The organism is Frankia sp. AgB32, from assembly GCF_023243045.1.
Lineage (GTDB): Bacteria > Actinomycetota > Actinomycetes > Frankiales > Frankiaceae > Frankia.
Genome location: NZ_JALKFX010000030.1, coordinates 1 through 25,747 on the forward strand (window position 1 = coordinate 1; position 25,747 = coordinate 25,747).

The 25,747-nt window shown below is 72.5% G+C and carries 20 protein-coding genes and 1 pseudogene; 6 read left to right on the plus strand and 15 right to left on the minus strand.

Going from position 1 to position 25,747, the window contains the following annotated elements:
• Positions 1–70 precede the first annotated feature (70 nt).
• The 4 genes from MXD60_RS11745 to kdpF are packed head-to-tail and all read right to left on the minus strand — an operon-like array spanning position 71 to position 5,168.
• Positions 71–973 carry a potassium-transporting ATPase subunit C gene (locus MXD60_RS11745; protein WP_248819064.1) on the minus strand — a complete coding sequence of 301 codons (903 nt, stop codon included), beginning with the start codon at positions 971–973 and terminating at the stop codon, positions 71–73.
• A 3-nt stretch (positions 974–976) separates the two neighbouring features.
• Positions 977–3,304, minus strand: coding sequence for a potassium-transporting ATPase subunit KdpB (gene kdpB / locus MXD60_RS11750; protein WP_518467787.1), 2,328 nt, complete (start codon positions 3,302–3,304; stop codon positions 977–979).
• Entirely contained in the window at positions 3,301–5,079 is a 1,779-nt protein-coding gene (gene kdpA, locus MXD60_RS11755; protein WP_248819065.1) for a potassium-transporting ATPase subunit KdpA, read from the minus strand. The genes kdpB and kdpA overlap by 4 nt, the downstream gene beginning before the upstream one ends.
• Complete coding sequence (gene kdpF, locus MXD60_RS11760; RefSeq protein WP_248819066.1) at positions 5,079–5,168, minus strand: K(+)-transporting ATPase subunit F; 90 nt, start codon at positions 5,166–5,168, stop codon at positions 5,079–5,081. Before kdpF ends, kdpA begins: the two co-directional genes overlap by 1 nt.
• A 260-nt stretch (positions 5,169–5,428) precedes the next feature.
• Between kdpF and MXD60_RS11765 the strand changes: the two genes are divergently transcribed.
• On the plus strand, positions 5,429–8,185 hold the full coding sequence (locus MXD60_RS11765) for a sensor histidine kinase (RefSeq protein ID WP_248819067.1): 2,757 nt from the start codon (positions 5,429–5,431) through the stop codon (positions 8,183–8,185).
• A 505-nt stretch (positions 8,186–8,690) separates the two neighbouring features.
• Here the strand turns inward: MXD60_RS11765 and MXD60_RS11770 are convergent.
• The 4 genes from MXD60_RS11770 to MXD60_RS11785 are packed head-to-tail and all read right to left on the minus strand — an operon-like array spanning position 8,691 to position 12,549.
• Positions 8,691–9,332, minus strand: coding sequence for a response regulator (locus tag MXD60_RS11770; RefSeq protein ID WP_248819068.1), 642 nt, complete (start codon positions 9,330–9,332; stop codon positions 8,691–8,693).
• Entirely contained in the window at positions 9,329–10,762 is a 1,434-nt protein-coding gene (locus MXD60_RS11775) for a sensor histidine kinase (protein ID WP_248819069.1), read from the minus strand. The genes MXD60_RS11770 and MXD60_RS11775 overlap by 4 nt, the downstream gene beginning before the upstream one ends.
• Positions 10,763–10,775: 13 nt before the next feature.
• On the minus strand, positions 10,776–11,594 hold the full coding sequence (locus tag MXD60_RS11780; protein ID WP_248819070.1) for an ABC transporter permease: 819 nt from the start codon (positions 11,592–11,594) through the stop codon (positions 10,776–10,778).
• 49 nt (positions 11,595–11,643) lie between these two features.
• On the minus strand, positions 11,644–12,549 hold the full coding sequence (locus MXD60_RS11785; RefSeq protein WP_248819071.1) for an ABC transporter ATP-binding protein: 906 nt from the start codon (positions 12,547–12,549) through the stop codon (positions 11,644–11,646).
• A gap of 248 nt (positions 12,550–12,797) precedes the next feature.
• Here MXD60_RS11785 and MXD60_RS29850 point away from each other — a divergent pair.
• Positions 12,798–13,568: pseudogene (locus tag MXD60_RS29850) on the plus strand (toll/interleukin-1 receptor domain-containing protein); the annotation flags it as partial.
• Positions 13,563–14,426 carry a WD40 repeat domain-containing protein gene (locus tag MXD60_RS29855; protein WP_368861218.1) on the plus strand — a complete coding sequence of 288 codons (864 nt, stop codon included), beginning with the start codon at positions 13,563–13,565 and terminating at the stop codon, positions 14,424–14,426. The pseudogene MXD60_RS29850 and the gene MXD60_RS29855, both read left to right, overlap by 6 nt.
• Positions 14,427–14,475: 49 nt before the next feature.
• Here MXD60_RS29855 and MXD60_RS11800 read toward each other — a convergent pair whose 3' ends face one another.
• The gene (locus MXD60_RS11800; RefSeq protein WP_248819074.1) at positions 14,476–15,093 is read right to left on the minus strand and encodes a TetR/AcrR family transcriptional regulator; all 618 of its coding nucleotides are present in this window, start codon (positions 15,091–15,093) and stop codon (positions 14,476–14,478) included.
• A 70-nt stretch (positions 15,094–15,163) separates the two neighbouring features.
• Here MXD60_RS11800 and MXD60_RS11805 point away from each other — a divergent pair, with 70 nt between their 5' ends.
• Complete coding sequence (locus MXD60_RS11805; protein WP_248819075.1) at positions 15,164–16,783, plus strand: MFS transporter; 1,620 nt, start codon at positions 15,164–15,166, stop codon at positions 16,781–16,783.
• 12 nt (positions 16,784–16,795) lie between these two features.
• Here MXD60_RS11805 and MXD60_RS11810 read toward each other — a convergent pair whose 3' ends face one another.
• Together MXD60_RS11810 and MXD60_RS11815 are read right to left on the minus strand one after the other, a co-directional pair.
• Complete coding sequence (locus MXD60_RS11810) at positions 16,796–17,443, minus strand: maleylpyruvate isomerase family mycothiol-dependent enzyme (protein ID WP_248819076.1); 648 nt, start codon at positions 17,441–17,443, stop codon at positions 16,796–16,798.
• Positions 17,436–17,924, minus strand: a complete 489-nt coding sequence (locus tag MXD60_RS11815) for a MarR family winged helix-turn-helix transcriptional regulator (RefSeq protein WP_248819077.1) — start codon at positions 17,922–17,924, stop codon at positions 17,436–17,438. The genes MXD60_RS11810 and MXD60_RS11815 overlap by 8 nt, the downstream gene beginning before the upstream one ends.
• A gap of 94 nt (positions 17,925–18,018) precedes the next feature.
• Between MXD60_RS11815 and MXD60_RS11820 the strand changes: the two genes are divergently transcribed.
• Positions 18,019–18,681, plus strand: coding sequence for a dihydrofolate reductase family protein (locus MXD60_RS11820; protein WP_248819117.1), 663 nt, complete (start codon positions 18,019–18,021; stop codon positions 18,679–18,681).
• 23 nt (positions 18,682–18,704) lie between these two features.
• On the opposite strand, the gene MXD60_RS11825 is transcribed toward MXD60_RS11820, so the two are convergent.
• Positions 18,705–20,354 carry an APC family permease gene (locus MXD60_RS11825; protein ID WP_248819078.1) on the minus strand — a complete coding sequence of 550 codons (1,650 nt, stop codon included), beginning with the start codon at positions 20,352–20,354 and terminating at the stop codon, positions 18,705–18,707.
• A 464-nt stretch (positions 20,355–20,818) separates the two neighbouring features.
• Here MXD60_RS11825 and MXD60_RS11830 point away from each other — a divergent pair, with 464 nt between their 5' ends.
• Positions 20,819–22,666 (plus strand): phosphatidylglycerol lysyltransferase domain-containing protein, encoded by a 1,848-nt coding sequence (locus tag MXD60_RS11830; RefSeq protein WP_248819079.1) that lies wholly within the window; start codon positions 20,819–20,821, stop codon positions 22,664–22,666.
• Here the strand turns inward: MXD60_RS11830 and MXD60_RS11835 are convergent.
• The 3 genes from MXD60_RS11835 to MXD60_RS11845 are packed head-to-tail and all read right to left on the minus strand — an operon-like array spanning position 22,663 to position 25,716.
• The gene (locus MXD60_RS11835) at positions 22,663–24,159 is read right to left on the minus strand and encodes a hypothetical protein (protein ID WP_248819080.1); all 1,497 of its coding nucleotides are present in this window, start codon (positions 24,157–24,159) and stop codon (positions 22,663–22,665) included. The genes MXD60_RS11830 and MXD60_RS11835 overlap by 4 nt on opposite strands.
• Positions 24,146–24,991, minus strand: coding sequence for a PP2C family serine/threonine-protein phosphatase (locus MXD60_RS11840; protein WP_308222446.1), 846 nt, complete (start codon positions 24,989–24,991; stop codon positions 24,146–24,148). The genes MXD60_RS11835 and MXD60_RS11840 overlap by 14 nt, the downstream gene beginning before the upstream one ends.
• A complete protein-coding gene (locus tag MXD60_RS11845) occupies positions 24,988–25,716 on the minus strand; it encodes a vWA domain-containing protein (protein WP_248819081.1) in 729 nt (242 codons plus the stop codon). The genes MXD60_RS11840 and MXD60_RS11845 overlap by 4 nt, the downstream gene beginning before the upstream one ends.
• Between the last annotated feature and the right edge of the window lie 31 nt (positions 25,717–25,747).

The following is a 25,747-nucleotide window of genomic DNA, read 5'->3' on the forward strand; positions in this document are numbered from 1 at the left end:
CGCCCCTCCCCTTCGCGCGCGCGTGCGCCGGCCGGGCGCCCGGGGGGCTGGCGGCCGACCCGGCATCGGCCTACTGCCGTGCCGGGGTGAGCGCGTCCAGCGCCCGGTTGAGGTTCAGCACGTTGACCGCCGGTTCTCCGAGGAAGCCCAGCGCGCGCCCGCTCGTGTGCGCCTTCACCAGCGACTGGACGCGGGCCGGCGCCAGTCCGCGGGCCCGGGCAACCCGGGCGACCTGAAGGTCAGCGTAGGCGGTACTGATCTGCGGGTCGAGACCGCTGCCGCTGGCGGTCACCGCGTCGGCGGGGACGGCCGGACGCGCGGGCGCGTCACCACGGATCAGCACCTGTCGGCCGGCGGTGATGTCGTCGGCCAGCGTGCGGCAGCTCACCGGCACGCCGGCGTAGGTGACGAGGAACGGCCGCGTCGGGCACAGCTCGTTCACGCTGACCACCTTCGTCACCCGGCCGGTGAACCCGGGCCCGGCGTGGTAGACGGCGAGCACGGCACCGACACCGCTGGCGGTGCAGTACGGCCGCCGGCCGTCGGCGCCGTCGAACGCGCCGATGTCGTGGCTGCGGGTGCAGACCTGGGTGAGCAGGCTCTGCCGGCTCTCGTCGACACCCCGGGTGGCCGGGTCGTCGAAGCTGTCGGCGACGTCCTCGGGCCCCAGGTTCGACGCCGAGGTGGACGTCGGGTCGTAGCCGCCACCGGCCGCCGACGGGCGGGACTGGAAGTAGCCCGGCACCGGGTTGCCCGACGCGTCGGTGAAGTCCTGGCCGATGAGCGAGGAGCCGACCCGGTGGCCGGCCGCGTCCGTGACGAAGGAGCCCTCGGCCCGGCCATGCAGCCCGGGTAGCTGGGCGATGGCGAGGATCGCCAGCGGGTAGGCGAGCCCGACGACGACGGTGAACACGAGCAGGATCCGCAGGGCGGCCAGGTGCTGGCGGGCCCAGCCGGGAAGTCGCGCGAACATGGGTCAGCCCACTCCCGGGATGAACTGGATCAACAGGTCGATGATCTTGATGCCGACGAACGGGGCGATGATGCCGCCGACGCCGTAACGGGACAGGTTGCGCGACAGCAACGCCGAGGCGCTGCTCGGCACGTACTGCACGCCGCGCAGCGCCAGCGGGATCAGGGCGACGATGACGAGCGCGTTGAAGATGACCGCGGACAGGATCGCCGACTCCGGCGTGGCCAGCCGCATGATGTTGAGCCGGTCCAGGCCGCCGTACACCCCGGCGAACATCGCCGGGATGATCGCGAAGTACTTCGCCACGTCGTTCGCGATGGAGAACGTGGTCAGCGCCCCGCGGGTGATGAGCAGCTGCTTGCCGATCTCGACGATCTCGATCAGCTTCGTCGGGTCGCTGTCGAGGTCGACCATGTTCCCGGCCTCCTTGGCGGCCGACGTGCCGGTGTTCATCGCCACGCCGACGTCCGCCTGGGCCAGCGCCGGGGCGTCGTTCGTGCCGTCGCCGGTCATCGCGACGAGGTGACCCTTGGCCTGCTCGGCGCGGATGAGGGCGAGCTTGTCCTCGGGGGTCGCCTCGGCGAGGAAGTCATCGACGCCGGCCTCCTCGGCGATCGCCTTCGCGGTCAGCGGGTTGTCGCCCGTGATCATCACGGTGCGGATGCCCATCCGGCGCATCTCGTCGAAGCGGTCCCGCATGCCGGTCTTGACCACGTCCGCGAGTTCGATGACTCCAAGGACCCGGGCGCGCGTCGCGACCGGCCCGCCGGCGCTGCTGGTGCTGGTCCGGGTCGTCTCGGCGACGACAAGCGGGGTGCTGCCAGCCGCGGAGATGCCGTCGACGATCTCGCCGAGCTGCGGGGGCACGGGTGCGCCCGTCGCGCGCACCCAGGCGACGACCGCGCTGGCCGCGCCCTTGCGGATCTGGCGGCGCGGCATGCCTTCCTCACTGCCAGGATCCGCCCTGCCAGGATCCGCGTCCGGGTCGGCCAGGTCGACCCCGGACATCCTGGTCTGCGCCGTGAACGGCACGAACGTCGCCGCGCGCAGCTCACCCGGCGAGCGTTCCCGCAGGCCGTGGCGTTCCTTCGCGAACACGACCACCGAGCGGCCCTCGGGTGTCTCGTCGGCGAGGGAGGAGAGCTGCGCGGCGTCGGCGAGCATCGCCTCGTCGATGCCATCGACGGGCAGAAACGCCCGCGCCTGCCGGTTGCCGAACGTGATGGTGCCGGTCTTGTCGAGCAGCAGGGTGCCGACGTCGCCGGCGGCCTCGACGGCCCGCCCGCTCATCGCCAGGACGTTGCGCTGCACCAGCCGGTCCATCCCGGCGATACCGATCGCGGACAGCAGCGCCCCGATCGTCGTCGGGATCAGGCAGACGACCAGCGAGACCAGCACGATGCCGGTGATCCCGTGACTGGTCAGCGCGGCCGAGTCGGGGACGGCGGGCTGCGACGCCTTGGTGTAGACCGCCAGCGGCTGCAGCGTGGCGACGGCGAGCAGGAAGATGACAGTGAGGGCCGCCAGCAGGATGTTCAGGGCGATCTCGTTGGGGGTGCGGCGCCGGTCGGCGCCCTCGACCAGGCGGATCATCCGGTCGATGAAGCTCTCCCCCGGCTGCTGGGTGATCCGCACGACGATCCGGTCGGAGAGCACCTTCGTCCCGCCGGTCACCGAGGACCGGTCGCCGCCGGACTCCCGGATCACCGGCGCCGACTCGCCGGTGATCGCCGACTCGTCCACGCTGGCGATGCCCTCCACGATGTCGCCGTCGCCGGGGATGAGCTCCCCCGCGACCACGACGACGTAGTCGCCGCGGGCAAGCTGGGGCGCCGGCACCTCGGCAACCTCCACCCCGCTCACGGCTGTCCCCACGCTGCCGCTGCCGCTGCCGGAACCGGTGCCCTGCCCGGTGTGGGTGGCCGCGTCCAGCGGATCGCCGGGCGACCAGCCGGTGAGCCGGCGGGCGATCGTGTCCGTGCGGGTCCGGCGCAGTGCCGCCGCCTGGGCCTTGCCACGGCCCTCGGCGACCGCTTCGGCCAGGTTCGCGAAGACCACCGTCAGCCAGAGCCAGCCGGTGATCAGCCAGCCGAACACCGACGGGTTGCCGACCGCCAGCACGGTGGTGAACACCGCGCCGACCTCGACGATGAACATGACCGGGTTGTGCCAGAGCGTCCGCGGGTCGAGCTTGCGCAGCGCGTCCGGCAGGCCACGCAGCAGCTGGCGCGGGTCGAGCAGCCCGCCGCCGACCCGCCGCGGGCCGGCACCGGGCCGGGAGTCGCGCGGCGCGCCACCGGCGCCGGGCGGGGCGATCAGGGTGGTACTCACGAGTGGATCCCTTCCGCGAGCGGACCGAGCGCGAGAGCCGGGAAGAACGTCAGCGCGACGAGGACCACCGCGACGGCGGCGAGCATCCCGGCGAACTGCGGGCGGTGCGTGGGCAGGGTGCCCGCGGTCACCGGCACCGGTTCCTGTCTGGCGAACGAGCCGGCCATGCCCAGGACGAACAGCATCGGCAACAGGCGGCCGAACAGCATCACGAGACCCAGCGCGGTGTTGTACCAGGTGGTGTTCACGCCGATTCCGGCGAATGCCGAGCCGTTGTTGTTCGCCGCCGAGGTGAACGCGTAGAGCACCTCGGAAAGGCCGTGCGCCCCGGAGTTGAGCATGCCGGCCCGTTCACCGGGCAGCCCCATCGCAATTCCGGTGCCGAGCAGCGCGAGAATCGGGGTGATGAGAAAGTAGAGCGCGGCGAACCGGATCTCCCGCGAGCCGATCCGCTTTCCGAGGTATTCGGGTGTCCGTCCGATCATCAGGCCGGCCACGAACACGGTGACGACGGCCAGCACCAGCATTCCGTAAAGGCCCGAGCCGGTACCGCCGGGGGCGACCTCACCAAGCATCATGTTGAACAGCAGGGTGGCGCCGCCGAGGCTGGTGTAGGAGTCGTGGAACGAGTTGACCGCGCCGGTCGAGGTAAGGGTCGTCGCGCTGGCGAACAACGACGAGTTCGGCACGCCGAAGCGGGTCTCGGTGCCCTCCGTGGCGGCGCCGACCGCCGTGGGCACGGTGCCGTGGTGCACGGCCTGGAACGCGGCGCCGATGGCGAAGCTGCCCAGCGCCAGCACGGCCATCACGGAGACGATCGCGAGGCCCTGTCGGCGGTCGCCGGCCATCCGACCGAAGGCCCGCGGCAGCGAGAACGCGATGGCGAGCAGCAGGTAGATCTCGAACAGGTTCGTCCAGGACGTCGGGTTCTCGAACGGATGCGCCGAGTTGACGTTGTAGAAGCCGCCGCCGTTGGTGCCGAACTCCTTGATCGCCTCCTGGCTGGCGACCGGGCCGCCGGTGATCGTCTGGTGTCCGCCGGCGAGGGTGGCGACGACGCGGTCGCCGTGCAGGTTCTGGATCGCCCCGCCGGCGATCAGCACGATCGCGGCCAGCACACAGACCGGCAGCAGGATGCGGATCACCGTGCGCGTCAGGTCGACCCAGAAGTTCCCCAGCTCGTCACCGGTGCTGCCCGGGCCGCCGCCGCCGGCAGCACCACCCGCGCGGCCCGCCGCTCCCCCGCGGCTCGGCCGTCCCGGGTCGCCCGACCGTCCCGGGTCGCCTGCGCTGGCCAAGGCCCGGCGCCGCGTGAGGCCGCGGACCACGGCGATCGCCACCGAGATGCCGACCGCGGCGGACAGGAAGTTCTGCACGGCCAGGCCGGCCATCTGCACGAGGTGGCCCATGGTCGACTCGCCGGAGTACGCCTGCCAGTTCGTGTTCGTCATGAAGCTGACCGCGGTGTTCCAGGCCAGCGGCGGGGCCACCCCGGCAAACCCGAGACCGAGCGGCAGATGCGACTGCACTCGTTCCAGCAGGTACAGCAACAGCACGCTGACCAGTGAGAACGCCAGTACGCCGCGGGCGTAGACCGGCCAGCGCTGACCGGAGTCCGGGTGCACGCCGGTGAGCCGGTAGATCGCCCGCTCGATCCGCAGATGCCGTCGGTCCGTATACACCCGGTACATGTGGTCGCCGAGCGGGCGATAGGTGATCACAAGCGCCGCGACCAACAGCGCCACCGCCAGCGCACCTGCGACGTTCGTGGACATCAGAACCGTTCCGGAAACAGCAGTGCGGCAAGCACGAATATCCCGAGTCCGATCGACAGCACCAGGCCGGCGATGTTCTCCGCGTTCACAGCCTTTCTACCCCTCGCAGGACAAGCGCCAGCAGCGCGAAACAACCCAGCGTCAGCAGGACGTACACCACGTCTTGCATGCGCCCCCTCCTTCACCCCGACAGGGCTCCAAGTAAAGCGCGAAGAAAGCCGAAACGGACGTTCGCTCACAGGGTTCTCACGGTCCCCCGTCCGATTCTCACAGCCCACTAACATCGATCTAGGAAAACCGGTGGGTCCGGGCGTTCCGGCGGTTCCCGCGCAGGCCGGACGGGTGCACCATGGTTGGCGTGGGACGAGGAACTCTGCGCATCTACCTGGGGGCGGCGCCCGGGGTCGGCAAGACGTACGCCGCGCTCGACGAGGCACGCCGCCGCCGCGACCGGGGCACCGACGTCGTTGTCGGGCTGGTCGAAACGCACGGCCGGCACCAGACCGCGGCCATGCTCGACGATCTGGAGGTCGTCCCCCGGCGGTTCCTGGACCATCGCGGCGCGACCTTCACCGAGATGGACCTCGACGCGGTGCTGGCCCGCGCCCCGCAGGTGGCGGTCGTCGACGAGCTCGCGCACACCAACGTCCCGGGCAGCCGCAACGCCAGGCGCTGGCAGGACGTCGAGGAGCTGCTCGCCGCCGGCATCGACGTCATCTCCACCGTCAACGTCCAGCACCTGGAGTCCCTCAACGACGTCGTCGCGACGATCACGAAGGTCCAGCAGCGGGAGACCGTGCCTGACGCGGTGGTCCGCCAGGCCGACCAGGTCGAGCTCGTCGACATGGCGCCCGAGGCGCTGCGGCGCCGGATGGCGCACGGCAACATCTACGCCGCGGAGAGGATCGACGCGGCGCTGGCGAACTACTTCCGCCCCGGCAACCTCACCGCGCTGCGCGAACTCGCCCTGCTGTGGCTCGCCGGCAAGGTCGACGACCAGCTCGACCGCTACCGCGCCGAGCACGGCATCGGCGGCGTCTGGGAGACCCGGGAACGGGTCGTCGTCGCGCTCACCGGCGGCCCCGAGGGCGACACGCTGATCCGCCGCGCCGCCCGCATCGCCGCCCGCGGCAGGGGCGCGGAGCTGCTCGCCGTGCACGTCGTCCGCTCCGACGGGCTCACCGGAGCCGACCCCGCGGCCCTGACCCGCCAGCGCGCCCTGGTCGAGCGCCTCGGCGGCAGTTTCCACCAGGTCGTCGGCGACGATGTACCGGCGGCGCTGCTCGACTTCGCCCGCGCGTCGAACACCACCCAGCTCGTGCTCGGCGCGAGCCGCCGCAGCCGCCTCGCCCGGATCCTGAGCCCCGGCATCGGCGTGACGACCACGAACCGGTCCGGTCCGATCGACGTGCACATGGTCACCCACGCCGAGGTCGGCTCCGGCTGGCGGCTGCCCCGGGTCCGCCGCAGCGGTCTGGCGCCGCGCCGCCGGCTCATCGCCACGGCGCTCACACTCGCGCTGCTGCCGGCGCTGACCGCGCTGCTCGTCCAAGGCCGCGACACCGTCAACCTGGCCATCGACATCCTCGGCTACCTGATCGTCGTGGTGGCCGCGTCGATCGTCGGCGGCTTCTGGCCCGCCCTGCTGTCCGCGCTGGCCAGTGCCCTGCTGCTGAACTACTACTTCGCGCCGCCACTGCACCACTGGTCGATCTCGGACACCAACGACGCGCTCGCCGTCGCCGGCTTCGTCCTCGTCGCCGCCATGGTCAGCCGCGTCGTCGACACCTCCGCCCGCCGCTACGGCCAGGCCGTACGCGCCTCCGCGGAGGCGGCGACGCTGTCCATGCTCGCCGGCAGCGTGCTGCGCGGCGAGGACGCGCTGCCGGCCCTGCTCGACCGCGCCCGGGAGACCTTCGGCATGACGTCGGCGACCCTTCTCGAACGCTCGCCAGCTGGCGCGGTCGCAGCCGTGCGAGCAGAGGAAGCCGGCAGCGGCGGGCACGGCGACGAAGATCCCCGTCTGGGTGGGGAGGACGGTTGGCGAACTGTGCTGTCCGTCGGGCAGGATCCGTGCCGGCGGCCGGAGGACGGTGCGGTCGACGTGCCGGTCGGCGACGATCTGGCGCTCGTGCTGACCGGCCGGCCGCTGCCGGCCGCCGACCGGCGGATCCTCACCGCGTTCGCCGCCCAGGCCGCCGTTGCCCTGGAACGCCGCCGGCTGGCCGAGGCCGCCGCGGAGGCCGCGCCGATCGCCGAGGCCGACCGGGTCCGCACCGCCCTGCTCGCCGCCGTCAGTCATGATCTGCGCACGCCGCTGGCCGCCGCGAAGGCCGCCGTCACCGGACTGCGGGGCGGCAGCGCCCTGCTCGCCGCAGGCGAACGCGACGAGCTGCTCGCCACCGCCGACGAGTCCCTCGACCGGCTGACCCGCCTGGTGGAGAACCTGCTGGACATGTCCCGCCTGCAGGCCGGGGCACTGTCCGTGTTCCCCCGCCCGATCGGGCTGGAGGACGTCGTCCCGCACGCCCTCGACGAGCTCGGCCCGCCGGCCCGCGCCATCCCCATCCGCCTGCCCGACGACCTGCCGACCGTGACCGCCGACCCGGCGCTGCTGGAGCGGGTGCTGGTCAACCTGGTCGCCAACGCCCTGCGCCACGCCCCCGCCGACCGCCCACCGACGATCACCGCCAGCAGCCTCGCCGACCGGGTCGAGCTGCGGGTCGTCGATCATGGCCCCGGCATCCCCGCCGCCGCCCGCGAGCGGGTGTTCCAGCCGTTCCAGCGCCTCGGCGACCGCGACAACACCACCGGCGTCGGCCTCGGCCTCGCTCTGTCCCGCGGCCTCACCGAGGCCATGCACGGCACCCTCACCCCCGAGGAGACCCCAGGCGGCGGTCTCACCATGGTCCTCGCCCTGCCCGCCGCCGAAGCTCCGCCAGCCCTCGGGCCCATCGCCGAGCCGGACAACGCGGCGGCGCAGCACCTCCCGCCCGGGCCCCACCTCCCTGTCGAGTTCGGCGAGCCGACGGAGCCGTGTGCTGGTGAGATCGACTCCGGCCAACGCCCGGCCGCCCAGGCGGAGAAGCCGCCCGCCGGGCCCTGACCGCAGTCGTCCAGATGCCCGGGAACGTCGCCTCCGCCCGGCGGGCAACCGCCACGGATACTCCGTCAGCCTGCCGCCGACCAGCTCACCGATCACCGCCAGCCGCGCGGCCAGTCCACTCCCGACCGCGCCGCTGACACCGTCGTCCCCGTCCATGACCATGGGCGAACCGTAGGTCGCCGCGCACTCGGATGTCGAACTCATGTTCGACTCCTGTGGACGGCACAGCTCCTGTGGACAGAGCAGCCCCTCACGGCACGGCATCCAGGACGTCGGCGGGGTGCGGGTACGTGCGTCAGCCCGGACGGCGGGTGATCACGATTCTGTCGGGCAGTAAGGGGCCGCTGGCCAGCAGGACGGCGGTAATGCACCATTACCAGGATTTCGCCGCACGCAGGCCAGCCCTGGCCTCAACCTCGCCGTCAACCGCATCCGCGGCCACGTGGAAGCATGAGCCCGGGGGCCGCCTGGACAGATCAGCGCCGGTGCCGCGGCCGGTTGCCGGTCAGCCGAGGATGCCGCGTTCGTAGGCGACGGCCACGGCGGCGGCGCGGTCGCGGACGCCGAGTTTGTTGTACAGGTGGATGAGATGCGTCTTGATCGTGGCCTCGCTGACCATGAGTTCGCGGGCGGCGGCCTGGTTGGTGGCACCGGCGGCGACCAGGCGCAGCACGTCGCGTTCGCGGGGGCTGAGGCTGTCGGGTTCGCGGGCGCCGACCCGGCCCATCAGCGTGCCGGCGACGGACGGGGCGAGCACCGACTGTCCCGCGTGGGCCGCCCGCACGGCGCGGATGAGCTCGTCGCGGCGGGCGTCCTTGAGCAGGTAGCCGGTGGCGCCGGCCTCGATCGCCGGCAGGACGTCCCGATCGCTGTCGAACGTGGTGAGCACCAGCACGCGGGCGGGATTGCCCAGTGCCCGTAGGCGGGTGATGGCCTCGACGCCGCCCATCCCGGGCATCCGGAGGTCCATCAGGATCACGTCGACCTCGACGGCCTCGGCGCGCGTGACGGCTTCGGCGCCGTCTGCGGCCTCCGCGACGACGGCGAAGTCCGGGTCGCCGGCGAACACCCCGCGCAGCCCGTCACGGACGATCGGATGGTCGTCGACGATCAGCAGCCGGATCGGCCCGGCCGCCGCCCCGCTCATCGGGCCGGCTCCGCGCCGCGGGTCGGCGGGTCCGTGAGGGGGGTCGACGGGTCTGTTAGGGGGAAGGTGGCGTTGATCGTGGTGCCCTCGCCCGGGGTGGACTCGACACTGAGGGTTCCGGCGAGCGACTCGGCGCGGCGGCGCATGCCGGTCAGGCCGAAGCGGCCGGGTGGTGGGCCGGCCGACGGGTGGAAGCCGCTGCCGTCGTCGGCGACATCGAGCAGCAGCGTGTCGTCGAGGTAGGTGAGGGTGAGTCGGGCGCGGGTGGCCTGGGCGTGGCGGGCGACGTTGGCGAGGGCCTCCTGGGCGATGCGGAACACCGCGGTCTCGATCTCGGCGGCGGCGCGGACGGTCTCGCCGGTGGTGACCACGTCCGCCGGGAGCTGCGCCCGCAGCGTCCAGTCGCGAGTCAGTTTCGCCAGGGCCTCGGGGAGGCTGGCCTGCTCGAGCTGCTCGGGACGCAGGGCCCGCACCGAGCGACGGGCCTCGGTGAGGTTGTCCCGGGCGAGGCCGTCGGCGAGCTCCAGGTGCCGGTCGTGCTCGGCCGGGTCGACGCCGGCGCGCCGGGCGGCCTCAAGCTGGGTGATGATGCCGGCGAAGCCCTGGGCAAGGGTGTCGTGGATCTCCCCGGCCAGCCGGCTGCGCTCCTCGGCGACGCCGGCCTCGCGGGCCTGGGTGAGCAGCTGGGCGTGCAGACCGACGTTCTCGTCCATCGTCGTCCGCAGCCGGTCGTTCGCCTCGGCGAGTTCGGCGATCATGTGGCCGCGTTCGATGTTCTGCTCCAGCACCCGGTTCATCAGGCGGACCATGCTGAGCACGGCCACCACGTTGAAACCGCCCATGATCAGGTAGGTGACGGTGTGGGCGACGGAGCCGTTCGGGTAGCCGGCGGTCTGCGAGCCGGCGAGGACGAGCGCGGTCGCGGTGAAGCCGATGATCCGGCCGCGCCGGCCGAGCTCATCGGCGAAGAAGTAGCCGGTGAAGGCGAACACGCCGAACCACGGGTCCGCCCAGACGAGCACCGCGGCCAGCGCCAGGTGGACGCTGAACACGATCCGCCTGGTCCGCAGCGGCACGCCGACGACCGGATAGCCAAGCAGCCCCAGCGACCACACCACGGCCACGACCGCCACCGGGACGCCGACCCGCAGGTGGGACCGGTAGGCATCCAGCTCGGGCAGGGTGATCACGGTGAGCAGCACCGAGACGGCCAGCGTCGGCAGCACCAGCCGGCGGGCGATCCGGTCGGACCGGGTCTGCCAGGCCACCGCCGCCGGCGAGACCATCGAGCCCGCCGCCGCCTGTCCCGACCGCACAGCCTCGGCCGCCGACAGCACCGTGCCCGCGACCGCCGACCGGGCCGGGGCCACAGCCGGCGGCGGGGCCGGGGCCGGTATCGACACGGCGTCGGTGGGGGTCTCGACGCTCATACCGACCATCGTGTCACTGCCACCGGAACCGGCGGGCCGCGATCGCGCCGCAGCCGACCGCGTAGGCGAGGAGAACCAGCAGCGGCGAGGCAGCCGGAAAGTGCCCTTCCAGGGACGCCCCGACCGCGCGGACGCCGGCACCGAGCGGGCTGAAGTCGCTGATCGTGCGCAGGAGGTGCGGCATCGTCGGGCGGGGGATCCACATGCCGGCGAAGAACAGCATCGGGAAGAACACCACCATGCCCAGCGCGCTCGCGATCCGCTCGGTCCGGGCGAACGCCGTGATCAGCATCCCGATGCCCAGGGTCGCCGCGGCCACCAGCAGCATCGAGAGCACGAAGCCGGGCAGCTGGCGCGGCACCGGGACACCACAGCAGATCGCGACCACGAGCAGGACGATGTCGATGGCGACCCCTACGCCGAGGTAGATCAGGCCCTGCGCGCCGAGCAGGCGCGACGGCGGCACCGGTGTGGTCGACAGCCGGCGCAGGATGCCTCTCTCCCGGTAGCTGGACAGCACCGCCGGCAGCAGGTTCGCCGCCGACAGCAGGAGCACGTACATCATCAGGATCGGCAGGTAGACCCGCAGCGGGCTGAGGCCGCCGAGGGAGCCGCTCGGGCGCCTGGTCCCGGGCACGACCCCCAGCACGATGATCGCGGCGATGGGCAGCAGCGCCGTCCAGACCACGGCGGCGGGCGACCGGGCGAACAGCCGCGCCTCGACCCGAACGAGCTGCCAGAACGGGTGTGGACGCGCCGGCGAGGTCGACGAGGTCGGCGAGGCTGACGAGGTCGGCGAGGCTGACGGCACAGGATGAGTGGTCGAGGTCATCGGATCCTCCTGAGTTCGATGTGGGCCGGGCCGTTGACGGGTTCGCGGTTCAGGACGCGTGGGTCGACGTCAGCGCGAGGTAGGCGTCGTCGAGGCTGGGCTGTTCGACGCGCAGCCGGTGGGCGAGCACGCCGGCCCGGGCCAGGTACGTGGTGAGCACCGACAGCGCGTCGGCGTCGCCGACGACCAGCAGTTCGTCGCCGTGCCGGCTGACGGACTCGACGCCGGGCAGCGCGGCGAGCTGGGCGTCGTCGAGCGGCGCGGACGGCACGAAGCGGATGCGCTGCTGTGCGTCGAGGCGGGTGGTCAGCGCGGACGGCGAGTCGCAGGCGACGACCCGGCCGGCGTCGATGACCGCGACCCGGTCGCACAGCCGCTCGGCCTCGGCCATGAAGTGGGTGACGAGCAGGACCGTGACGCCCCGGTCACGCACCGCGGAGATGAGCTCCCAGGTGTCGCGGCGGCCCGCCGGGTCCAGGCCGGTCGTCAGCTCGTCGAGGATCGCCACCTTCGGCTGGCCGATCAGCGCCAGCGCGATGGACAGCCGCTGGCGCTGCCCGCCGGACAGCTTCCCGAACCGGACGCCGGCCTGCGCGCCGAGGCCGAGGACGTCGAGCAGCTCGTCCGGGTCGGCGGGCCGCGGGTAGAAGGAGGCGAACAGCGCCAGCGCCTCGCGGACCCGCAGGTTCGGCTGCAGGTCGCTGTCCTGGAGCTGGACACCGAGGCTCGCCGTCACCGCCGCACGGTCGCGCGCCGGGTCGTGCCCGAGCACCCGCACCGCGCCGCCGTCGGGCCGGCGCAGCCCCGCGACGCATTCCACCGTCGTCGTCTTCCCCGCGCCATTCGGCCCGAGCAGGCCGAAGATCTCGCCTTCGGCGACGGAGAAGGAGATGTCGCGCACGGCGACGCGTGCGCCATACGCCTTGTGCAGCCGAGCCACCTCGACGACCGTCATCGGATCCGTCCTTCCGCGTGTACCGCTGTCGTGGACGGTTTCGACGATCCCGCAGGAACGCCGCCCGCAATATCGCCCCGCCGGCTACAGGTGCGGGCCACGCGGTGGAGGGCCCGCATCAACCGATCGGTGGAGGTAACGACGAAACCGCTGGTAGGCCGCTCGTGGAATGGAGTCATCCCCTGACTCGTCGACGAGGTCGGCCTTTTTGCGGCGCGCGCGCCGCCGGTGGAGGAGAATGTTGCATTATGTCGGGGGTTGACTTAGCAGGCGAGAGCTCGGGGGCGACCGGGTGGGACTTCTTCGTCTCCTACACCGCTCAGGATGAGCCGTGGGCGGTGTGGATCGCCTGGACGTTGGAGGAGGCGGGTTTCACCACGCTGATCCAGGCATAGGACTTCGTGCCCGGCTCGGACTGGCAGGTCCAGATGGCGGAAGGTATGTCCCGCGCCACCCGGACAATTTCGGTGCTGTCGAGCGCCTACCTGCAATCCTTCTACGCCGGGGAGGAATGGCATGCCGCGCAGGCGGCCGACCCGAACGGGTTCGAACGCAAACTGCTGCCCGTCCAGATCGGGCATTGCGAGCCGCCGAGGCTCCTGCGCGCCCGCGTCACAGTCGATCTGGTCGGCCTCGACGAGGACAGAGTCCGCCGCCGGCTACTCGCGGCGGTGAGGGCAGCGGTGGATGGCCGGAGGAAACCAGAGAACAAGCCAGCGTTCCCGCCTCAGATCCAGCCTCGCAATCAACCCCCGGTAAATGATGTGCCCTTCCCCGGCTCCCGAGCCGTCCCCCAGCCGGCGCCCCAACCCGCGACCCAACCCGCACCCCAGCCGGCGCCCCAACCCGCGACCCAACCCGCACCCCAGCCGGCGCCCCACCTCGTGCCCCAGCCGACGGTCCGGCCCGTACCCCGGCTGATCCCCCGTTTCCTCACCGGCCACGACGGCTGGGTGGCGTCGGCACGGTTCTCCCCGAACGGCTCCACCTTGGCCGCGGCCGGAGCCAAGGCGGTGGTCCGACTGTGGGATGTCAGCGACCCCGCTGAACCTCTGCTGATCAGCGACCTCAAGCGGCATCATCACCGCGGGATCCAGCAGTTGGCGTTCTCACCAGACGGAGACCTCCTCGCCACCGCCAGCGAGGACCACTCGGTGCAACTGTGGGATGTCAGCAAGCCGGAACAGGCCCGCGCCGTCGGTGCTCCGCTGTCCGGGCACAGCCGCGGGGTCTGGTCGGTGGCGTTCTCACCAGTCGGACGCCTCCTCGCGACCGCGAGCGACGACCACACGGTGCGGCTCTGGGACGTCACCGATCCGGACCACGGCCATCCGGTCGGCTCCCCGCTCACCAGGCACACCAACTCGGTGCGCTCCGTCGCCTTCGCGCCGGACGGACGCACTCTCGCCACCGCCGGCGACGACCATTCGGTCCTGCTGTGGGACGTCACTGACCCGGGTCAGGTCCGACCCCTCGGTGAACCCTTCACGCACCACATGCTCATCTGGTCGGTCGCGTTCGCGCCCGACGGGCGCACCCTTGCCGCCGGCGCGGGCGGCAAGGACCACTCGGTAATCCTGTGGGACGTCAGCGACCCCCGGCGGCCGCAGCCGCTCGGCACCCCGCTGACCGGCCACGGCGCCTGGGTGGGGTCGGTGGCATTCGCGCCGGACGGAGGCACCCTCGCCACCGCCAGCGGCGATCACACCGTGCGGCTGTGGGATGTCAGCGACCTCCGGCAGCCGCGGCCGCTGGGCACTCCGCTGACCGGCCACACCGGCACCGTGATGTCGGTGGCGTATGCGCCGCAGGGCCACATCCTCGCCAGCGCCAGCAACGACAAGACCGTCCGTCTCTGGGACCTCAGCTCCAACTGATCCACAGCTCCCACTGATCCACGCCGCGGGGACGGTCGCCGCACTGGTGTCAGCGTGCGGGGTGCGGTCGGGCCGGCAGCGGGCCCAACAGCGCGGTGCGCATCGCGGGGCCCAGAGCCCGGACGATTTCATCGGCGGTCATCGACGCGAGCGGATCCGCGGCGATGACGTAGCGGGTGAGGATGAGTCCGCCGACCTGGGCGACGAAGGCGCCGGCCCGGCGGTGGGCGTCGGCGCCGCCGATCCGGTCGGCGAGGCGTTCGACCATCTGGCCGTGGATCCCGTCGCGCAGCATCGCCGCGAACTGGGGATCGCTTGCCGCCGCGCGCATGGCGGCCAGCAGCGGCACCCCGGTGTCGGGGTTGTCCCACGTTTTCACCAGGGTGGGGATGAGCCGCTGTGGCAGCGTCTCCAGGTCTCCCTGCAGCAGGCTCGCCAGCAGGTCCGCCGGGCTGAGGGTGAGTTCGAGGACCGCCGCGAACAGGCCGGCCTTGGAACCGAAGTAGTAGCTGATCAGCGCCGCGTCGACGCCCGCGTCCGCAGCAAGGGAACGCATCGTGACCGCGTCGAAGCCCTCCCGACGGAACCGGGCTCGCGCCACGGCGAGGATCTCGGCGCGCACGTCCGGGCTACCGGGCCGCCGCCCGCGCCGCGACGAAGAATTCATCACGGTTGAACTACGTTAGCCGCAGCGCCCACGGTGAGTCCAGCCGCACCGAAGCTGGAGGACCCTCGAGATGACCCCACCGACCACCCCACCCACGCCACTCGCCGTACCTACCAAGCCCGACGGGCGGCCCACCAAGCCCGACGGGCAGCCCGCCACGTACGACGAGCGCGACGAGCAGCTGCCAGCGGGAGCCGCGGATCGGCGGACCGCGGCACCGGGCGCGGGCCACACCAGGGTGCTGGTGGTCACGTGCCTCGCCCTGGCCACCGTCGTGTCCGCCATGTCGTCGCTGAACGTCGCGCTGCCGTCGATCGCCGCGGACACCCACGCCTCGCAGACCCGACTCTCCTGGATCATTGACGCGTACAGCCTGTTCTTCGCCGCGCTGCTGCTGCCGGCGGGCGCGCTCGGCGACCGGTTCGGGCGACGCCGCGCCCTGCTCGCCGGCCTGGTCATCTTCGGCGCCGCCGCGGCGGCGGCGCCGTTCACCAGCAGTGCGTCGGCGCTGATCGGGCTGCGCTGCGGGCTCGGCCTCGGCGGCGCGCTGGTGATGCCGGCGACCCTGTCGACGATCACCGGGACGTTCCCGCGGGAACGGCGGGCGGCGGCGGTCGGTGTCTGGGCGGCGGTCGCCGGGTCGAGCGCCATCCTCGGCGTGCTCGCCTCCGGCCTGCTGCTGGAGGCGTTCTCGTGGCGGGCCGTGTTCGTCCTCGGTGTCGGGCTCGCTGCCGTCTCGATCGCCGGGACCTGGCGGTTCGTCCCCGACTCGGCCGACACCGACACCCCGCCGATCGACGTCGTAGGTGCCCTGCTGTCGGTCGCGGGCCTCGGCGCGCTCGTCTACTCGATCATCGAGGCGCCGGAGCACGGCTGGCTGTCCGCAGCGACCCTGACCGGGCTCGGCATCGGCCTGGCGCTGCTGGTCGGGTTCGTCGCCTGGGAGCTGCGCACGACCTCGCCGCTGCTGGACCCGCGGCTGTTCACCCGGGCGCGGTTCGCGGCCGGGACGCTGTCGATCTTCCTGCAGTTCTTCGCCTTCTTCGGCATGATCTTCGTCGCGATGCAGTACCTCCAGCTCGTCCGCGGCGACAGCCCGCTGGTCGCCGCGGTCAGCGTGCTGCCGCTGACCGCGGGCCTGATGCCCGCCGCCCGGCTCGCCCCGAAGATCGTGGCCAGGGTCGGCGCCCGCGTCTGCTGCGTCGCCGGGCTGGTACTCGCGACCGTCGGCCTGGTGGTGCTGTCCCGGCTGACGCAGGACAGCTCGTACCTGCTCGTCGCGGCCGGGCTGTACCCGCTCGGCCTCGGCATGGGGCTCGCGATGACGCCCGCCACGACCGCGATCACCGACAGCCTGCCCGCCCGGCTGCAGGGCGTCGGCTCGGCCGTCAACGACCTGTCCCGCGAGCTCGGCGGCGCGCTCGGCATCGCCGTGCTCGGCAGCCTGCTCGGCTCGGCCTACCGTTCGCACCTGGCGCTGCCCGCCGCCGTGCCGCCGGCCGTCGCCGAGAAGGCCCGCTCGTCGTTCGGCCTGGCCGCCCACCTGGGCGAGCCGATCCGCGGCCACGCGCAGGCGGCGTTCGTCGACGGCATGGGCGTCGCCCTGCTCGGCGGCGCCGCCGCGACCGCCCTGGCCGCGCTCGCCGTGGCCGCACTCCTGCGACACCCGTCCCGTCCCGCCGAGGGCTGACCACGGACGTCGTCAGGCGGTCGGGATCCGCGCCGCGAGCCGGGCCACTCCCGGTCCGTCGAGGTCGGCGAGGGCCGCGGGGCGCCCGGTGAGGGCCATACCCAACGCCTCGGCGGGGCCGGTGACGAGGGTGCCCGCGCCGTGTTCCCAGTCCGTGTCGGTGGCCCTCAGCCGCAGGCCGGCGGTCGTACCAGGGACGATCAGCGCGCGGGCGGCACGCGGGGCGACAAGGTGGGTGAGCAGCAGACGCCAGTGCTGCGCCGGCACGTCGACGGACAGGGCGAGGGGGCGGGCGATGTCCCGCAGGTGGATGCAGGTCTCGGCGAACGGGCCGATCGGGCCGACCCGCGGCGGGTTGGTCCGATCGGCCGCGTGCCGGCGGAGGTCCTCGACGGTCTGGCTGCGGGGTCGCCCGGCGAGCTGGCGGGCGAGGTGGTCGACGGTGCGATTCGTGTCTCCCCGGTGGCGCAGTGCGACGCGAACGAACTGGCCGAACCCGACGAGCATGGGTTGGAGCAGGTGGGCGGCGAGCGTGCCGACCGTCCACCCGGCGCACAGACTCGGGGCCTGCCACTGGGCATCGTCCAGCCCCGCCAGCACGTCCGCGATCATGAGCCGGTTGCCCCTGGTCAGCGCGGCGAGTTCGGTCTCATCAGGCATGGGCGGCACTCCCCGCGTCGGCGGCCCGGACCAGCGGGTGCGCCCGGTCCCGGACGCTCTCCTCGACGGCCCGCAGCACCCGGGTGGCGACGGCGATCTCGTCCGCCGAGCAGCCCGGCGCGAGCGTGGCCAGGTCCCGCAGCTCGTCGCGGCGGATCAGCGCGAACACGGCCGCCCCGGCGGAGGTGGGCACGATCAGCGACGACCGGCGGTGCGCCGGATTCACCCGGCTCTCGACATAGCCGAGCGCGAGCAGCTCGTTGACGTGGCGCTGCACGCCCTGGCGGGCGAGATCCAGCCTGGCCGCGATGGCCGGCGCGGTCATGGGGCCACGGTCGACGAGCATCTCCAGCACCGCCCGGCCGCCCACCGTCAGCCCGTGCGGCCGCAGCGCGGCCTCGACCACCCGCGCGGAGTTCAGCACCAGCGGCCGGACGCACCTCAGCAGCTCGTAGAGGGCAGATCCGCGTTCCTGGGACATGACAACAATGTTGTCATAGCGACGGGCGGGATGTCATCGCGGCGCACGACCGCGGGCGCGTCGCGATGAGATCCACGGCTGCGCGTTGTCCAAGGTGGTGATGCGGCCCGGCACCCCGACCTGGGAGATCGACATGCGACTCACCCTGCACACCTTCCTCACCCTCGACGGCGTCATGCAGGCCCCCGGCGGCCCGGACGAGGACCGCTCCAGCGGCTTCGAGCACGGCGGCTGGTCGTTCGACCACGGCGACGAGGACTTCGGCGCGGCGATCGACGGCTGGTTCGCCCAGGCCGACGCCTTCCTGCTGGGCCGGCGGACCTACGAGATCTTCGCCGGGCACTGGCCGCGGGTGACCGAGCCGGACAACCCGGTCGCGAGGGCACTGAACACGCTGCCCAAGCACGTCGCGTCGACGACGCTGGCCGGCGTCGACTGGCCCGGCGCGCGTCTGCTGGCGGGCGACGTCCCCGCCGCCGTGACCGAGCTCAAGCGCCAGCCGGGTCGGGAGCTGCAGGTCCATGGCAGCGGCCGGCTCGCGCACACGCTCATCGAGCACGACCTCGTCGACGAGTACCGCCTGATGATCTTCCCGGTGCACCTCGGCACCGGCCTGAAACTCTTCGCCGACGGCCTGGCGCCGGCGAAGCTGCGCCTCACCGGCACCAGCACCACCAGCGCCGGAGTGATCATCGCAACCTACGTGCCTGCCGGGCCCGTCACCTACGGTTCCTACGCCCTCGACGACGATCAGTAGGTGCTGCTGGTGGTCCGGTGGTGTCACTCGGCGGGATCGTCCGTCTGGGCGGCCACGAGAGCCCGGACCCGTTCGGCCGGCAGGACACTGCGCACGGCCAGTTCATAGCAGCCGAGGCTGAAGGCGACCACGACGGCGATGTCCCACCAGAACGGGATGACGCCGCGCCCGTCGAACTGGCCGAGCCAGGAGATCAGCGCCATCCCGCCGAGCCACGGCACGAGCCAGGCTGCGGCCCGCCACTCGAGGTCGTCGCGGCTGGCGCGGCCACGGGTCGCCTGGTAGCCGCCGAACAGCGCGAGGCCGGCGAGGACCGCGAGGAACAGGCGCGCGTTCGTCCGCCAGCCCGCCCAGTAGACGATCAGGTTCGCGGCGGCGAAGGCCGCAGGCGCGAGCAGGCTGGCCGCCGGCATCCGGTACGGCCGCGGATGGTCGGGGTCGGCGCGGCGCAGCGCCGTCAGGCAGATCGGACCGAACGCGTACATCAGGAACGTGGCCGAGCTGATCAGCGTGACGAGGTTCTGCCAGCTCGGGAACGGCAGGAACATCAGCAGCCCGACGACGAACGCCAGCAGGATCGAGACGGTCGGCGTTCCGCGCCGGTCGAGGGCGTCCAGGCGGCCGGGCAGGTACCTGGTCCGGCCGAGGGAGTACGACAGCCGCGACGAGGTGCCCACGTAGATCAGCGCCGTGCCGCCGGGCGAGATCACCGCGTCGATGTAGAGCAGGACGGCCAGCCAGCCCAGGCCGAGGTTGGTGGCGAGGGTGGCGAACGGCCCGTAGTCCCCCAGCCCGACCGGGTGGGCCCAGCCATGGGCGATCCGGGCCGGGTCCAGGGAGCCCAGGAAGGCGACCTCGAGCAGCAGGTAGAGGGCCGTCCCGATCAGCGTCGCGCAGATGATGGCCCGCGGCAGGTGGCGGCGCGGATCGCGGGCCTCCCCGCCGAGCTGGACGGCCTGCTCGAAACCCTGCAACGCGAAAACGACGCCGGCGGGCAGCGCGGAGAAAACACCCCGGGCGCCGAACGGCGCGAATCCGCCGCCAGCGGTGAAATTCGAGGTGCGGAACGACACCGATACCAACGCGATCACCGTGATCGTCGGAATCAGGAACTTCCAGATCACGGTGATGGAGTTCGTGTGGGCCAGCCAGTGCACCCCGAGAATGTTCACCACCGTGCACACCAGCATCGCGGCGACGGCGATGGCGAGCCCTTCCCGGGTGAGCGTGCCGTCCGTATGGACCAGTCCGGACCATCTGTTGTTCAGGTAGGACAGCGCCGCCTCGACCTCGACCGGCGCCAGCGCGACGGCCTGCAGCCAGGCCAGCCAGCCGGCGGTGAAGCCGCCGAGCGGCCCGAAGACCAGATGGGTGTAGCGGGCAGTTCCACCCGAGACCGGGTAGGCCGCGCCGAGTTCCGCGTGCACCAGGGCGAGAACCGTGATGAGCACGCCGGCCATCACCCAGGAGAGCAGCGACGCCGGGCCGGCGGCCTGCGCGGCGGTCAGCGCACCGAGCAGCCAGCCGGACCCGATGATGGAGCCGAGCGAGACGAACGTCAGCCCGGCGAAGCCGATATGGCGGCGCAGCACCCGTTCGCTGGCCGGCCCGTCGGCAACGACGAATCCTTCCCCCGCGGGGTGGGTGTTTTCGGCGGTCGCGTCCGATGCCATCGGCAGCCTCCCGAATGTGCGTCCGCCGGTGCCCGCCCGGTTCCCCGCTGCCTTTCCCCCGCCGGCCGGACACACTCCCCCGACCGCCAACCGGGAGACACCGGTGGCACCCACGTGCCGGCCCGGGATCGGGCCTCACCCCACCGGGCGCCGCCGCGCACCCCGCCTGAACAGTGGCGACCCGGAGCCGTGGCGACACAGCGTCGTCGGGGCGGCGGCCTGGCTCACACCACCTGAACGCGCCCGTCGCGGGGCGATGTACCGTACGCCGGTCCCGGGCGATCGCGCGTCGGAGTTCCGGGGCCGCCGTCGGGTCGGAGCATCGGACAAGATCTCCCGAGCCGGAACGGAACCGCGGCCGGACCGGCCCGCGGGGCCGGCCTGGACCCGGTGGCGCGCCGGCGGCGACGTACCCCGCCCCGGCGCATCCCTGCCCCCGGTGCGCACCTTGGGAGTGACTGTACGTGACGCGTCGCAAGGATGGGGCGGCGCCCAGCGCCGAGACCCGCTGGCGTCGTCTGCCCGCCCCTGCCCTGATCGCCGTGCTCACGGCGCTCGTCGGCCTCATCGACATCGTCACCGCGATCAGCCACCGGCCGATCGGCTGGACGTGGATCGGCCGGCTCATCCCCGGCATGGTGACCGACGCGGCGGCCGGCACGAGCGTCGGCGCGGGCCTGCTGCTCGTCGCCCTGGCCCACGGTCTGCGCCGGCGCAAGCGGCGGGCCTGGCGGGCCGCGGTGGCCCTGTCCGGCGCGGCGGTGCTGCTCGACCTCGCCCGCGGTATCGCCGTGGTGCCGGCGCTGGTCGACCTCGTCCCGTTCACGGTCCTGCTCGCGACCCGACGGCACTTCCACGCCGCCGGCGACCCGCGGACCCGCTGGCGGGCGCTCGGCGCGCTGGCCGCGCTGAGCGCCGCGGACCTGCTCATCGGCCTGTCCCTGATCCGCTTACGCCACGGCCACGGCGGCGCGGCCGACCGGGTCCTGCACATCCTCGCCGGGCTGATCGGCATCACCGGCCCCGTCCGGTTCGGCCCCGGCGACGGTGATCTCGTCGGCTCGGTGCTGCTGGCGCTCGGTGTGGTCACCGTCGGCGTCACCGGCTACCTGGCGCTGCGCCCGGCCCGCCCGGTCGCCGCGCTCACCGGCGACGACTGCACCCGGCTGCGCGCGCTGCTCACCCGCCACGGCGGCCGCGACTCGCTCAGCTACGCCGCCCTGCGCCAGGACAACAGCGTGCTCTGGTCCCCGACAGGCAAGGCGGCGATCACCTACCGGGTCGTCGGCGGGGTCGCGCTGGCCTGCGGCGACCCGATCGGCGACCCGGAGGCCTGGCCCGGCGCGATCGGCCCGTTCCTCGACCTCGCCGCCGCCCACGCCTGGGTACCCGCCGCGGTCGGCTGCGGCCCCGACGGCGGACGCGCCTGGCAGCGCGCCGGCCTGCGCGTCCTCGAACTCGGCGATGAGGCGGTCGTGCACCCCGGCGAGTTCTGCCTCGACAGCCCGCTGACCCTCGGCGTGCGCCAGGCCGTCGACCGGGTCGAACGCGCCGGCCACACCATGCGGATCGACCGCATCGCCGACCTCACCGACGACGAGCGCGCCACTCTCGCCGACCGGGCATCGGCCTGGCGCGCCCGCGGCGCCATCCGCGGCTGCGCCACGGCGCTCGGCCGCGTCGGCGCCACCCAGGACGCCGAGTGCGTGGTCGTCCGGGCCTTCCACGACAACCGGCTGTGCGGGCTGGTGACCTTCCTGCCCTGGGGACGCGACGGGCTGTCCCTCGACGTGGTGCGCATCGACCGCGCCGCCACGGCGGGTCTGACCGAGTTCATGCTCGTCGCACTGCTCCAGGACGCGAAACGGCTCGGCATCACCAAAATCTCGCTGACCTTCGCGGCGTTCCGCGCGACCCTGGCCCGCGGCGCGCGCCTGGGCGCGCGCCCCGCCCTGCGGGTGTGGCGGCGCATGCTGCTCGCCGCGTCCTACTGGTTCCAGATCGAGTCGCTCTACCGCTTCAACGCCCGCTTCGACCCGGCCTGGCATCCCCGATACGTCTGCTGGCCGGCCACCCGCGACCTGCCCCGCGTCCTCGTCGCCGCCGTCCGCGCCGAGATCCTCCTCCCCCACCCGACCTTCCCCCGCCTCGCCCTGCGCAGCCGCCGGACGTCCCTGGACGTGGACCGGTCCGACGGTGTCGGGAACGCCGACAGCGCCTGGAGCGACGACAACCTCGACAGCAGAGGCCTCCTCTCGCTGAGCGCGGCCGCGCGCACGGCCGCGCGCACGGCGCACGACGGCCGGTCCTAGAACATCGACCACACCCAGCCCGCGAAGGTCAGGACGACGGGCAGCGTCAGAGCGACCCAGCCCTGTCGTCGGGGGAGATCGAACGCGACAGCACCGGTCACCGAGCCCACGGATCCAACAAGCAGCCCGAACAGCGGGAACGAGTGGACGATGAACAGCGCCGCGACGGCCAGCACCGCGGCCGCCAGGCGCAACCACCGGATCTCGTCCTCCGCCAGCCCCGACGACCTCGGCGCGGTGGCGGTGACCGGCGTGGGCGGCCCGGTCCGCCCCGACGCCGCCGGGGCTGTCCACCCCCGGGAGGGTGACGTCCTCCCGATCGGCGGCGGTGACGGTGGTGGCGGTGGTGGCGGCGGCGGCGCGGACGGGACGTTGGTAGTGGCATCCGTAGAGCCATGGGACGAACCGCGCCGCGGCACGAACGGATCGTGAAAGCCGTTGTCGCGCTGGCGGCACCACGGGCAACGTTGCCCCGCCAGCGCGCTGAAGACGTGACGCGACTCGTTCACACAGGTGGTCAGTGCCTCGAGGGTGCTGTCCAGCCGGGAGGCCCAGACGGCCGCCGGCGGGCGGTCGGCCGGGTCGCGCAGGCCCGGGCCGAACGCGCGGCGGGCGAGGTCGAGCAGATCGACAGGCAGCACGTCCACGGGCAGCGTCCGAGCCGGCACGATGACCAGGTCGTCGCCGGCGAACCTGCACAGGCCACGTTGGATCAGCTCCGCGGGCGTGTCCGCCTGCACCGTGTCGTCCGCCGGGACGCCGACGTACGGATGTGTCCCGCACATCAGCAACTCGCACAGGACGACCGCGAGGGAGAAGTCGTCCGTCGCAGCCGAATGGTCCGCCGGGGGATCTGCGGCGAGTTCCGGGGCGGCGTACTCACGGGTCAGCCCAACCGCGTGGACAATCCGTCCGTCCAGCCGAAACTGAAACGAGTCGCAATCGATCAGGCTGGGCAGACCACCGGGTCCGATCATGATGTTGCGGGGGGAGACATCTCCGATCACCAGCCCGGCCTCATGGACCATAGCGACGAGCGTGGCGGTGAAATAGGCGGTGTGCACCAGGAATCGCCAGTCAGCGTCGGGCACGTGCCGAAGCAGGGCCGCGCGGCTGTAGAGCTCGTCGAGCCGTGCGTAGCCAGGTGGCAGCCTCGGCATCAGATAGCCGACCTCGTCCGACTGGTCGTCGACGACGATGGTCACCGGCCAGGTCAGAAAGACGTGGTCAGGCAGGTCAGCCAGTTCCAGCGCCGGGTCCAGCGGGCGACCCAGCCTGATCAGCTGACGGGTCCGGCGGACGTTGTCGCGACGCCTCCCACCTCGGAAGATCTTGACCGCGTCGCCCGGCCGTCCCTCGACCGCGAACACCGCGGCCTGCCCACCGGCACCCAGGCGATCGCCCAGAACGATCGCCTTCCTGCTGTCGACCCGGACAAGCCGATCTCCGGGGCCGAACTGCCGTTGCACCCCGCCGCCATCACCTGTCGTCATCGGAGACCGCCACCACGATTGTCTTGTCGTCCTGGGTGTACTGCCGGAACTGCGGGCTGTACAGAAAGTCGCCCAGCGCCGCGTCCGGCTGCTGGGGCTGCTCATCGAAGTACTCCATGACGGACCGGACGATGGACTCGGTCACCTGCGGATCACGGCCGCTGTTCCGCACGAACGGCGACTCGAGGCCATCGGTGGACAACAGCACACCGGTAACTCGCGGATCGTCCATGGCATAGTTCCGCAACGTTTCCAGGCAGCGATCGGACGTCACGAAAGCCGTCTCGTCCGCGGCGGCGCCGTAACGGGACTTCGGCTCCAGATCCACCAGCGCGAACGACGCGTCCAGGCCGCGCTTGGCTCGCACCACGAGAAAGCAGTCGCCCACCGCCGCCCACGCGACGTAGTGCCGGTGCAGGATGGCGAGCGTCAGCGTCGTCGCGAAGTCCGCCGGATCGCCGTAGGCGCGGAAGAGCCCGAGAAGCGTCCGGTGCGCATCGCGAAACGCCTCGCCCGCGAGGTACCCCCAGTCAGCCGCACCCGCCGGACACGGTCCCGCGGCCAGCAGCCTTTCCACTGCCTGCGTGCCCACTCTGACCGCGTGATCGGCGCCCTCCCCGGACCGGCGCCGGCTGCCCGCACCGTCCGCGACCGCCAGCACGTACGTCGGCGCGGAGCCCTCGGTCGCGGACACCTCGGCGAAATGGAACGCGTCCTGGCAGGGCATCCCGAGCCGTCGGTGCGAGTCCCCCTGCGCCTTCGCGCCACGCACCCGCCAGTGGACCTGGCCGACCGGCGCCCGGCACGACCGATGTCCCTCGTCGACGCTCACGGCCGCCGTCGCCAGTTGGTGGTCTGGTCCCGGCCGCGAACCTGGTCGATGCTGTCGGTCATACGCGCCAGCAGCCCCTCGATGTTCACGTTCAGCTCGTAGTTCCGCGCCGGCGAGAGTGCCTCGAGCACCCGGCGCCGCTCGCCACTCGCGCCGGCACCCACCCCCACCGCGTGCAGTTGGAGATGACCGTTGCGCTCGGCGTCCGCAATGCGCTGGATCAACGGTTCCCACGGATCGGTGGGAGCGCCATCCGTCACCAGCCACAGAAGCGGGCGGTAAACCTGCTCGGCATGACGGCGCAGAAACTTCTTGCGCTGGTCGATGAGATCGATCGAGCGGCGCAGCGCCTCACCCATCGGCGTGTTGCCGTCCGCCCGCAGCTGCGGCGGACGGAACTCCGAAAGCGGGACGAACGTACCGGGGCCGGCATCCCGGTAGGCAACGCGTTCCGGGCCCCGCCACGCGCAGACACCACCCTCACCGAAGGTGACCAATGCGACTTCCAGAGCCCGGGCATAGTAGGGGTTGCGGCGCAGCTCGGCGAACCAGGTACCTAGCTTGTCGTTCACCTCCTGAATGGATCGGCCACGCATGGATCCCGAGGTGTCGAGGCACAGCAGCAACACAAGCCGCCGCTCAACCGGATCCTCGTCATCGAGATCATCCGGGAAGGGAATTACACTCCTGGGCTGCACGGTGATTCGGTCGTGAATGTTCGTCATGCCCCCGCCCTGACGGTTCTGATTTTGTCCT

Coding starts and splice junctions, on each gene's coding strand:
- MXD60_RS11800 (WP_248819074.1), bottom strand. CDS start 15,093: ATGAATTCTTCGTCGCGGCGCGGGCGGCGGCCCGGTAGCCCGGACGTG.
- MXD60_RS11770 (WP_248819068.1), bottom strand. CDS start 9,332: ATGAGCGGGGCGGCGGCCGGGCCGATCCGGCTGCTGATCGTCGACGAC.
- MXD60_RS11775 (WP_248819069.1), bottom strand. CDS start 10,762: ATGAGCGTCGAGACCCCCACCGACGCCGTGTCGATACCGGCCCCGGCC.
- MXD60_RS11835 (WP_248819080.1), bottom strand. CDS start 24,159: ATGACGACAGGTGATGGCGGCGGGGTGCAACGGCAGTTCGGCCCCGGA.
- MXD60_RS11765 (WP_248819067.1), top strand. CDS start 5,429: ATGGTTGGCGTGGGACGAGGAACTCTGCGCATCTACCTGGGGGCGGCG.
- MXD60_RS11815 (WP_248819077.1), bottom strand. CDS start 17,924: ATGTCCCAGGAACGCGGATCTGCCCTCTACGAGCTGCTGAGGTGCGTC.
- kdpA (WP_248819065.1), bottom strand. CDS start 5,079: ATGTCCACGAACGTCGCAGGTGCGCTGGCGGTGGCGCTGTTGGTCGCG.
- MXD60_RS11780 (WP_248819070.1), bottom strand. CDS start 11,594: ATGACCTCGACCACTCATCCTGTGCCGTCAGCCTCGCCGACCTCGTCA.
- MXD60_RS11825 (WP_248819078.1), bottom strand. CDS start 20,354: ATGGCATCGGACGCGACCGCCGAAAACACCCACCCCGCGGGGGAAGGA.
- MXD60_RS11810 (WP_248819076.1), bottom strand. CDS start 17,443: ATGCCTGATGAGACCGAACTCGCCGCGCTGACCAGGGGCAACCGGCTC.
- MXD60_RS11745 (WP_248819064.1), bottom strand. CDS start 973: ATGTTCGCGCGACTTCCCGGCTGGGCCCGCCAGCACCTGGCCGCCCTG.
- MXD60_RS11805 (WP_248819075.1), top strand. CDS start 15,164: ATGACCCCACCGACCACCCCACCCACGCCACTCGCCGTACCTACCAAG.
- MXD60_RS11845 (WP_248819081.1), bottom strand. CDS start 25,716: ATGACGAACATTCACGACCGAATCACCGTGCAGCCCAGGAGTGTAATT.
- MXD60_RS11785 (WP_248819071.1), bottom strand. CDS start 12,549: ATGACGGTCGTCGAGGTGGCTCGGCTGCACAAGGCGTATGGCGCACGC.